The organism is Halalkalibacter lacteus (genome assembly GCF_036663595.1).
Lineage (GTDB): Bacteria > Bacillota > Bacilli > Bacillales > Bacillaceae_D > Halalkalibacter > Halalkalibacter lacteus.
Window position 1 is genome coordinate 1 of the sequence record NZ_JAWRVL010000188.1, and the last position, 274, is coordinate 274.

1 pseudogene is annotated in these 274 nt (G+C 60.6%); it reads right to left on the minus strand.

Going from position 1 to position 274, the window contains the following annotated elements:
* A pseudogene (locus tag SAZ04_RS22015) lies at positions 1–257 on the minus strand (hypothetical protein); the annotation flags it as partial.
* Positions 258–274: the final 17 nt, after the last annotated feature.

The following is a 274-nucleotide window of genomic DNA, read 5'->3' on the forward strand; positions in this document are numbered from 1 at the left end:
GTCGGTTCGGTGGTTTCCGGCACCGTCGGCTCTGTCGTGGTCGACGGATTGTTCATGCCTTCATCAACTGTGCTGTCGGGTGCAGTCTGGCCCGGCATCGTTGCATCCGGCGTGGTCGGCTGCGGCGCAGTCTGGCCGGGCATCGTCTGCTGCATGGTTTCCGGCGTTGTCTGAGGGGTCGTTTGCGGCGTCGTCTGTGCGACAGCCGCAGTCGAACCAAACACCAGAGCCACGGCAACAATAGCTTTATTACGCATTGGAACTACCTTTCCTC